This window comes from Actinomadura sp. KC06, assembly GCF_004348735.1.
In the GTDB taxonomy this organism is placed as follows: Bacteria; Actinomycetota; Actinomycetes; order Streptosporangiales; family Streptosporangiaceae; genus Spirillospora.
Window position 1 is genome coordinate 21,423 of the sequence record NZ_SMKT01000109.1, and the last position, 8,608, is coordinate 30,030.

Below are 8,608 nucleotides of genomic sequence, written 5' to 3' on the forward strand. Positions count from 1 at the left end.
GTGGACGGCCGAGACTGGAGGGGTCCCGGATGAAGCACGAACTCACGCTGATGGCCGTCCACGCCCACCCCGACGACGAGGTGCTGGGCACGGGCGGCCTGCTCGCGCGTTGCGCCGCGGAGGGCGTCCGCACGGTGCTGGTGACCTGCACCAACGGGGAGCAGGGCGACGACTCCGGCGGCGTCAAACCGGGCGAGCCGGGGCACAACGCCGACGAGGTGGCGCAGCGACGCCTCGCCGAGCTCCGCGAGTCCGCCGGGCTGCTCGACATCGGCCACCTGGAGCTGCTCGGCTACCGCGACTCGGGCATGGTCGGCTGGTCGACCAACGACGATCCCGAGGCGTTCGCGAACATCCCGCTGGACGAGTCCGCCGGGCGGCTGGCCGAGCTGATGGAGCGCTACCGCCCGCAGGTCGTCGTGACCTACGACGAGGACGGCGGCTACGGCCACCCCGACCACATCCAGGCGCACCGCATCGCGCTCGCCGCCGCCGAGAGGACCGGCATTCCCGACAAGCTCTACTACACCGCCATCCCGCGCTCGGGCATCCGCCGCATGTTCGACGCCGTCAAGGAGGCGGGCGTGGAGATCGACTTCGATCCGCCCGAGGACTTCGGCACCCCCGACGAGCTGATCACCACCACGCTGGACGTGTCCGCGCACGTGAAGGCCAAGGTCAAGGCGCTGGAGGCGCACGCGAGCCAGGGCGAGAACATCTTCCTGCTGCGGCTGCCGGAGGAGATGCAGCGGATGGTGTTCTCGTTCGAGGCGTTCGTCCGGCACTACTCCCGCGTCCAGGGCCCGGACAAGGAGGACGACCTGTTCGCCGGGCTCAGGTGACCCTCTTGGCCTGGGCTCTGTAGTGGTCGAGGACGTCCTGGCGCAGCAGGTAGCCGAAGCCCGCCCGCTCGAGCCGCAGCGCCAGACCTGCCTCGTTGGCGCCGAGCGCGGCGGCCGTGGCGCCCAGCCGCCAGTCGTGCTCGGCCAGCCGCTTGAGCAGGTATCCCCGCCTGACCTGCGCCTCCGAGAGGCGGAACGTCTTCAGGTACGCGATCCGGCCGTCCTCGCCGGTGATGGCCTCGCCGATGTGGTTCTCGCGGCGCAGCCCGAACGACGGCAGGAAACGCGCCAGCTCGAAACCGTGGAGATGCTGCACGACCTGGCGTGAGCCGTCCTGATCGAAGAGCTGGGCCGCCATGACCTCGTCGTGGAACTCGGCCCATTCGGCCTGGCGCAGTTCCGCGGCCGTCCGGAGATCGTCCAGGGACTTGATCTCGGTGTCGTCCTTCGGGGCCGACAGGTCGCCCGCCGGCATTCCCAGCAGCCCGTGCATGTAGATCAGCTCGCCGAAGAGGTCTTCGACCAGCGTCGGATGCAGGGCCCGGTAGTCGTCCGGGTGCGGGACGGCGAACGCGCTCGCCAGCGTGTCGCCGACGTAGACCAGCACACCGCACTGCCCCGGATGGATCTCGAAGATCCTGAGCGCGTCCTCGAGCCCGCGCACGTGGAGGCCGAGAAAGGTCTCCTCGCACCGCGGCGACAGCCCGTGCGCGACCGCCCTGCGGGCCCACTCCTCCCAGGCGATCTCCGGGCCGCCGAAGTGCAGCGCGAGGTAGCCCTCCACGGCCAGGTGCAGCGGCAGGAAGCGAAGGCGGTCCCGGCCCGCCTTCCGCGCCATCCGCCGCGTGAACCGCACGGGCATGCGCGGCGGCGCCGCCTTGGTGTCGCGCTCCAGGAGGCGCGTCCCGTAGGAGGCGGCGGGCGTCTGGTCGCCGTCGCTCCACGTCGCCACGAACGCGTGCGGGACGAACGACACGTACGCGCGGCCGCCGCCGGACTCCACGACCGACACCGGCTCCTGGTAGATCCTCCGGTGCATCCGCAGGTACGGGACGGGTTCGTCCCGGACGAGCGGGACGAGCCGCACCGAGCCCCACACCTGCGCCGGCCTGGTCTCCAGCCCGGAAATCATGCGCGGCCTCCCAGGAAGCGGGCCGTGCGGTCGTCCAGGTGGGCTCGCAGCCTCGGCAGCCCGACGCGTCCCTCGGCGAACCGGGCCAGCTCGACCAGCGTCGGCAGGTCCTCGGCGTCCCTGATGCCCGCGGTCGGCACGGTCGGCGCGAGCCGCCGCACGTCGAAGTCGTCGGCGTCGTACACCGGGTTCAGGTGGACGATCATCACCCGCTGCCCGGGCGCGAGCCGGTGCCCGGGGTCGAGGCGCGTCCGCCAGATCCGCAGGACGTCCGCCGCGAGACCGGGCGGCGCGTTGTCCCAGCCGTCCGAGACGATGAGGAGCCGCTCGGGCCCGGTCTCCAGCGCGTCGATGATCCGCGTCCCGAGCGGAGTCGGCCCGGACGGGTACGTCAGCAGCTCGTCGGTGCGGCCGGACGTCCACAGCGGCGTGTACTCCTTGGCCAGCGCCTCCAGCAGGTAGTGCGACGCGAGCGCGACCGCCAGCGGACGCCGCCGTTTCTGCCCTGACCCCAGCGAGGAGTAGCTGTCGTCCAGCACGGCCGTGACCCTCCCCCACGAGCCCCGCGCCGCGCCCGCCACGCGCCGGGCCGCCGTGCGCAGAGCCTCCGTCAGCTCGGCGCGGCGCGCGGACCGCTCCTCCAGCGTCAGCGACAGCACGTAGGAGGCGAGCCGGGTCAGCGGCATCTCCCGCAGATCGGCGCGGACGCCCGCGACCTGGGCGGCGCTCGTCTGCATGCGCAGCCGCTCCAGCCGCGTCATCCGGGGCTCGATGCGCTCAAGGAAGGTCTCCCGCGGAATCTTGTGCAGGGCCGCGAATCCCTCCGCCACCGTGTAAGGCAGTTCGTAAATGGCGGCCTGCATATAGTGCGCACGCCGCCACTGCTCGAATATCGGCGTCGTGAACGCCTTCACGGTGAACGGCGCGAAGAGGAAGTTCCGCTGCTCCCCGCGAAGCCGGAGATGCGCATGGCGCGCCGCGACCTTCACGAGGCCCCGGTACTTGACGGAGTCGAACGCCGGGTCGCGCCGCGCGGCCATCCAGTCGCGGATGATGGCGCGCGTCCGCCGGTTGTTCACCCCGCGCCGCCTCAGCTCACGGAAAACCCGGTAGACGCGCTGCTGCGGCATCGATTCCAGGCGCCGCGCGATAAGGCGTCCTTCCGCCTTGCGCTGCTCGATCCCGACGTCCCTCGCCTGCACGAGCAGGTTCACGATGATGATCGCCGCATTGTGGTCATTGATGTCCAGCGCGAGGACGGACGCGTACATCTCCCGGTAATTCGCCAGCATGTACTCGTGCAGGAATTCCAGGCTGAGCCGCTGGTCACCGGGATGATGGTGGAACTCCCGCTGCCCGGTCGAGGTGATCGCCGCGTTGACGAACATCAGCACGTCCTCGCACGCGATCAGCTCCGCGAACGTCTCGGTCATGCGTTTCCCAGCCTGCTCGGGGGGGACGAGGGCGCCGGCCGGGGAAGGAGGGCGCGAGCAGCGAATCATCGCTTCAAATGCGGGTTCCGGAAGTCGCACCGAAGTCCCGCGGCCGACTCCCGCACCGTAACACCGGCGCGTCCCGCCCGGCCTCCGAATATCCGAGGGCCGGACGCGCGGCGCCCTTACCGGCCGCTCGGCGGATTCGGCGGGGCCAGGTCGGTTCTCGGGTCGATGATCCAGTGGTTCGCCCGGACGATCCGTCCGGCGAAGACGACGTCCTGCTCGTCGAGGAACGTGAAGCCGAGCGAGCGGCAGATGCCGTTGGACGGCGCGTTCGTCGTCGCCGGGAAGGCGTGGACGAGCCCCCAGCGATCCTCGTGGCGCGCCCTTTCGAGCAGCATCCGGACGGCGCGCTTGCCCACGCCCCGCCCCTGGAACTCCGGCATGACCATCCAGCCGATCTCGGAGAACACCGCGCCGTCCACGTGGTGGTGCCAGAGCGTCACCGTGCCGGCGACGGCGCCGGGGGCGGCGCCGCCGGGGACGATCATCTTGATCAGGGCCGTGCCGGACGCCGCGTCCTCGACGTCGCGGCGCACCTTCTCCTCGATGCCCTCGCGGGGCAGCGGCCCGCCGAGCTCGGCCATCATGACCGGGTCGCAGCGCATCCTGACGTAGGCGCCGACGTCCCCGGGCTCGACGTCGCGCAGGCGCACCTCCGTTTCCACGCCTGCAATTCTCTCAAACGCGCGCGCCGCGGTCGGGGAAACACCTGCCGAGGTCAGGGGCGATAAGTGCCGAAATACCACTCGTTGCCGTCGATGTCGCGGGCCGCGTAGTCGCGGGAGCCGTAGTCCTGGTCGCTGAGCTCGCGGAAGATCTCGGCGCCCGCGGCCTTGGCCCGGTCGTGGTGGGCGTCCGGGTCGTCGACGGCGACGTAGATGGCCGACGTGCCGGGTTCGCCGTTGCCGAACATGAACAGGCCGGTGTCGTACTTCATCTCGGCGTGGACGATCTTCCCGCTCTCGTCCCGGTGCTCGTTCACCGACTCGAAGCCGAACGCCTTCTCCAGCCACGCCATGGACGCGGCGGGATCGCTGCAGTTGATCAGCGGGTAGAAGGTCCTGCGGATCTCCAAGGTCATGGCGTCCTCCCTGGTCGTTGCCTCTATGCCCAGTCTGCGCGGTGCGGAGCCCGCCGTCTTGGACGAATGTGACCTCGGCTCCCGGGCGCAATCATGATCGGCTGTTACTCTCCGGTCGTCGTCCGTGTCGGAAAGGGACCCGAACCGTGCAGCCTGAGCAGATCGACCGCGCGCTCGTGGACTTCGACGTCCTGGCTCGCTGGATGGACGCCGAGGGCCTGCCGGGCGGTCCGTTCGAGGACGTCCGACCGCTGGCCGGGGGCACGCAGAACACGCTGATCCGGTTCCGCCGGGCGGGCCGCGACTACGTGCTCCGCCGCGGCCCGAGCCATCTGCGGGCCCGGACGAACGACGTCCTGCGCCGGGAGGCCCGCGTCCTGGCGGCACTCGACGGCACGGACGTCCCCGCGCCGCGCCTCATCGCCGCCTGCCCTGACGAGTCCGTCATGGGCGGCGCGGTGTTCTACCTCATGACCCCGGTGGAGGGCTTCAATCCCACGGTCACGCTGCCGGAACCGCACGCGGGAGACGCTTCCGTCCGCCACGAGATGGGGTTGAACGCGGCCCGCGCCCTGTCGGCCCTGGGCGCGGTCGACCACGAGGCCGCCGGGCTGCGCGACTTCGGCAGGCCCGCGGGATTCCTGGAGCGGCAGGTGAGCCGCTGGCTGTCGGAACTCGACTCCTACAGCAAGCTGGACGGATATCCCGGCCCCGACATCCCCGGCGTGGACGACGTCGCCCGCTGGCTGGAGGAGCGCCGCCCCGCCCGGTGGCGGCCGGGGATCCTGCACGGCGACTACCACCTGGCCAACCTGATGTACTCCTTCGGCGGCCCCGAGGTCGCCGCGATCGTCGACTGGGAGATGTGCACGATCGGCGACCCGCTGCTGGACCTCGGCTGGCTGCTGGCCACCTGGCCCGACCCGTCCGACGACAGCGCGTCGCTGGCCGGTCCGCTGGGCGAGGCGGGCGGCCTGCCCTCTCAGGACGAGCTGGTCGCCGCCTACGCGGAGCGCCCGGACGCCGTCGCCGGACGCGATCCGGCGTCCATCACCTGGTACGCGGTGCTCGCGTGCTTCAAGCTCGGCATCGTCCTGGAGGGCACGAACGCCCGCGCGCACGCCGGCAAGGCGCCCAAGGAGACGGGCGACCTGCTGCACTCGATCACCCTCGGCCTGTTCCGCCGCGCCCGGCAGTTCATCGACTCCTGACCCGGCCCCGGCGGGACGCGGGTTGCGAAACCACGATCCGCGACGCAGCCTGGTAAGTAACCGGCGAGAACGGGGCAGTCGGTGACGCCCTTACGCCGCACGGACGGCGAATCGAGCCACTCGCCCCGTTCCGCCGGTCACCGCGTCCGGGCGCGAAGCCCATGTCGGATTCCTGCCAGCGCAAAGACCGTCCTACGGGGCATGCTCCCTGCATGGACAGGAACTTCCGCTTCGGCGTCGTCGGCGAGTCGATCCGCTCCGACGCCGAGCTGGCCGACACCGCGCGGCGCGCCGAGGACCTCGGCTACGACGTGCTGGTCTTGCGCGACCACTTCGTCGCCGAGCCTTTCGGCGATCAGCTCGCGCCGATGGTGGCGCTGGCGTCGGCCGCGTCCGTCACGAGCACGCTGCGGCTGGGCACGATGGTCCTCGCGAACGACTACCGGCACCCGGTGATGCTCGCCAAGGAGGCCGCGACGCTCGACCACCTGTCGGGCGGACGGTTCGAGCTGGGCATCGGCGCCGGCTGGCTGCGTGAGGAGTACGAGGCCGCCGGGATCCCGTTCGACCAGGCCGGAACGCGGGTCGGACGGCTTGAGGAGTCGCTGCGACTCCTGCGGAGCCTGCTCGCCGGCCACAAGACCACGTTCAGCGGCGAGCACTACCGCGTCGAGGGCCTGACCGTGTTCCCGCCGCCCGGACGGCGCCCGCCGCTCATCGTCGGCGCCGGGAGCAGGCGCATGCTCGGCATCGCCGGCCGGTACGCCGACACGGTCGGCATCCTGCCCCGCGCCCTCCCGGACGGGACGATCTCCGACGAGATCACCGAGCGGCTCCCGGAGACCATCGCCCGCAAGGTCGCCTGGGTCCGCGAGACCGCGGACGGACGGGACGTCGAGCTGAGCATGATGGTCACGCCCACCTTCGGCCCCGATCCGCGCGGCACCGCCGCGAAGGTCGCCGTCATGCGGGGCTGGGGCGCGTCGTCGGCCGGACTCGTCCTCGACATGCCGTCCCAGTTCGTCGGCCCGCCCGAGCACGTCGCCGAACAGATGCTCGCCCGCCGCGACCGCTACGGCTTCACCTACTACCAGATCCCGGACGCCGCAATGGAGGACTTCGCCCCCGTGATCCCACTCCTCACCAACTGAACGGCCGGGCGGCCCCCGGCGTCCACGACGAGGCTCCGGTTCGGTGAAGCGACTGGAGTTTGACCGGCGCCCCGCCGGGGCGGCGCGGGGCGACGGCCGTCTGCGCGGCGCGCCGGGCGGGCCGCCCGGGCATCGCGGTGCGCTGAGCATGTGACCGGACACCGGCCGTCACAAGCTCCGCGTTCCAGTGAGTGAAAACGGTGTCTTGTCCGTTCGAGCCGGGGTGGCGCACTCTGCCACCCATGAGCGAAACGCCGTCCAACGACGCATCCCAGCGGGTCGCACTCGTCACCGGCGCGGCCGGCGGGCTCGGGCGGGAGTTCGCCATCGCCCTCGCCGGCCGGGGGCACCGGGTCGCGGGCCTCGACCTCGCCGACATGTCCGGCACCGCGGACCTGATCGGCGACGCCTTCCACCCCGTCCGCGCGGACGTGACGGACCCGGTCGAGGTGGAGGCCGCGGTGGAGGAGACCGCCGCCCGCTTCGGCGGCCTGGAGATCGTGGTCAACAACGCCGGGATCTACCCGCCGCTGGAGTTCGAGAAGACGACCCTGGACGACTGGCGCCGGATCATGCGGGTGAATCTGGATGGACCGTTCCTGGTCTCCCAGGCCGCGCTGCCGCACCTGAAGGCCGCCGGGTGGGGACGGATCGTGAACATCGTCTCGGCGGTGGTGTTCCTCGGGCCGCCCGACCTGGTCGCCTACACCACGTCCAAGTCCGGTCTCGTCGGGTTCACGCGGGCGCTGGCCAGCGCGGTCGGCGCGTACGGGATCACGGTGAACGCGATCTCCCCCGGCCTCACCCGCACCGACACGGCGGCGCGCACGACCGGCGCGGACGGCGGCTTCGAGCGGGTGCGCGACAAGCAGGTCATCCCGCACGTCGAGGAGCCGGGCGACCTGGTGTCCACGCTGCTGTACGTGTGCGACGAGGGCAGCGGCTTCCTCACCGGCCAGACGATCAACGTCGACGGCGGCTCCGCCATGCACTGACCTCCCGCGCCCGCCGCCCGGCGGGACGCCGCCCGACCCGCACCCGACCGCCCCCCGACCGGGGCACCGAAAGGCAGGACATGAGGCCGATCGAGGCGCTGCTGGAGATCGCCCGCGACGAGGGCGTGACCCGGATCTTCGGCAATCCCGGCACGACCGAGCTGCCCCTGATGGACGCGCTGGTGGAGGCGCCCGATCTGCAGTACGTGCTGGGCCTGCAGGAGGGGTCCGTGGTCGCGATGGCGGACGGCTACGCCCGCGCGTCGCGCCGGACGGCGATGGTCAGCCTGCACGTCGCCGCGGGCGTCGCGAACGGGCTGATCGGGATGCTGAACGCGATGCGGTCCCGGTCCCCGATGGTGATCGTGGCCGGGCAGCAGGACCGGCGGCATCTCGTCCAGGACCCGATGCTGTCGGGCGACCTGGTGGGGCTCGCGGCGCCGACGACCAAGCACGCGGTCGAGGTCCAGCACGCCTACGACCTGCCGATCGTGCTGCGCCGCGCGTTCGCGCTCGCGGCGCGTCCGCCCGCCGGTCCGGTGCTGGTGTCGGTCCCCATGGACCTGCTGGAGGAGGTCGCCGACGTCGCCGTGCCCGCGCGCTCCCCGATCACGGGGCCCGGGCCGGCGGCTGCCGGGGACGCGGCGGCGCTGCTCGCGGGCTCCGAGCGTCCCGTGGTGATCGCCGGGGACGGGGT

9 protein-coding genes are annotated in these 8,608 nt (G+C 71.8%); 5 read left to right on the plus strand and 4 right to left on the minus strand.

Features of this window, described 5'->3' with window-relative positions:
• Positions 1–29: 29 nt before the first annotated feature.
• On the plus strand, positions 30–842 hold the full coding sequence (locus tag E1287_RS28975; protein ID WP_131968325.1) for a PIG-L family deacetylase: 813 nt from the start codon (positions 30–32) through the stop codon (positions 840–842).
• On the opposite strand, the gene E1287_RS28980 is transcribed toward E1287_RS28975, so the two are convergent.
• The 4 genes from E1287_RS28980 to E1287_RS28995 all read right to left on the minus strand — a co-directional run bounded on the left by E1287_RS28980 (position 835) and on the right by E1287_RS28995 (position 4,554).
• Positions 835–1,974 carry a hypothetical protein gene (locus E1287_RS28980; protein WP_131968327.1) on the minus strand — a complete coding sequence of 380 codons (1,140 nt, stop codon included), beginning with the start codon at positions 1,972–1,974 and terminating at the stop codon, positions 835–837. The two genes, E1287_RS28975 and E1287_RS28980, sit on opposite strands and share 8 nt — an antisense overlap.
• Positions 1,971–3,407: a hypothetical protein gene (locus E1287_RS28985; RefSeq protein ID WP_131968329.1), complete on the minus strand. Its 1,437-nt coding sequence runs from the start codon at positions 3,405–3,407 to the stop codon at positions 1,971–1,973. Before E1287_RS28985 ends, E1287_RS28980 begins: the two co-directional genes overlap by 4 nt.
• A gap of 185 nt (positions 3,408–3,592) precedes the next feature.
• The gene (locus tag E1287_RS28990; RefSeq protein WP_207934523.1) at positions 3,593–4,138 is read right to left on the minus strand and encodes a GNAT family N-acetyltransferase; all 546 of its coding nucleotides are present in this window, start codon (positions 4,136–4,138) and stop codon (positions 3,593–3,595) included.
• 53 nt (positions 4,139–4,191) lie between these two features.
• The gene (locus E1287_RS28995; protein ID WP_131968331.1) at positions 4,192–4,554 is read right to left on the minus strand and encodes a VOC family protein; all 363 of its coding nucleotides are present in this window, start codon (positions 4,552–4,554) and stop codon (positions 4,192–4,194) included.
• A 146-nt stretch (positions 4,555–4,700) separates the two neighbouring features.
• On the opposite strand from E1287_RS28995, the gene E1287_RS29000 reads away from it, so the two are divergent.
• From E1287_RS29000 to E1287_RS29015, 4 genes are all read left to right on the plus strand, one after another.
• Positions 4,701–5,765: a phosphotransferase family protein gene (locus E1287_RS29000; protein ID WP_347813989.1), complete on the plus strand. Its 1,065-nt coding sequence runs from the start codon at positions 4,701–4,703 to the stop codon at positions 5,763–5,765.
• 212 nt (positions 5,766–5,977) lie between these two features.
• Complete coding sequence (locus E1287_RS29005) at positions 5,978–6,916, plus strand: TIGR03621 family F420-dependent LLM class oxidoreductase (protein ID WP_165969225.1); 939 nt, start codon at positions 5,978–5,980, stop codon at positions 6,914–6,916.
• A gap of 242 nt (positions 6,917–7,158) precedes the next feature.
• Entirely contained in the window at positions 7,159–7,911 is a 753-nt protein-coding gene (locus E1287_RS29010; RefSeq protein ID WP_131968335.1) for an SDR family oxidoreductase, read from the plus strand.
• Positions 7,912–7,991: 80 nt separating this feature from the next.
• Positions 7,992–8,608 (plus strand): thiamine pyrophosphate-binding protein (locus tag E1287_RS29015; RefSeq protein ID WP_131968337.1); only part of this gene is annotated, 617 nt, incomplete at its 3' end.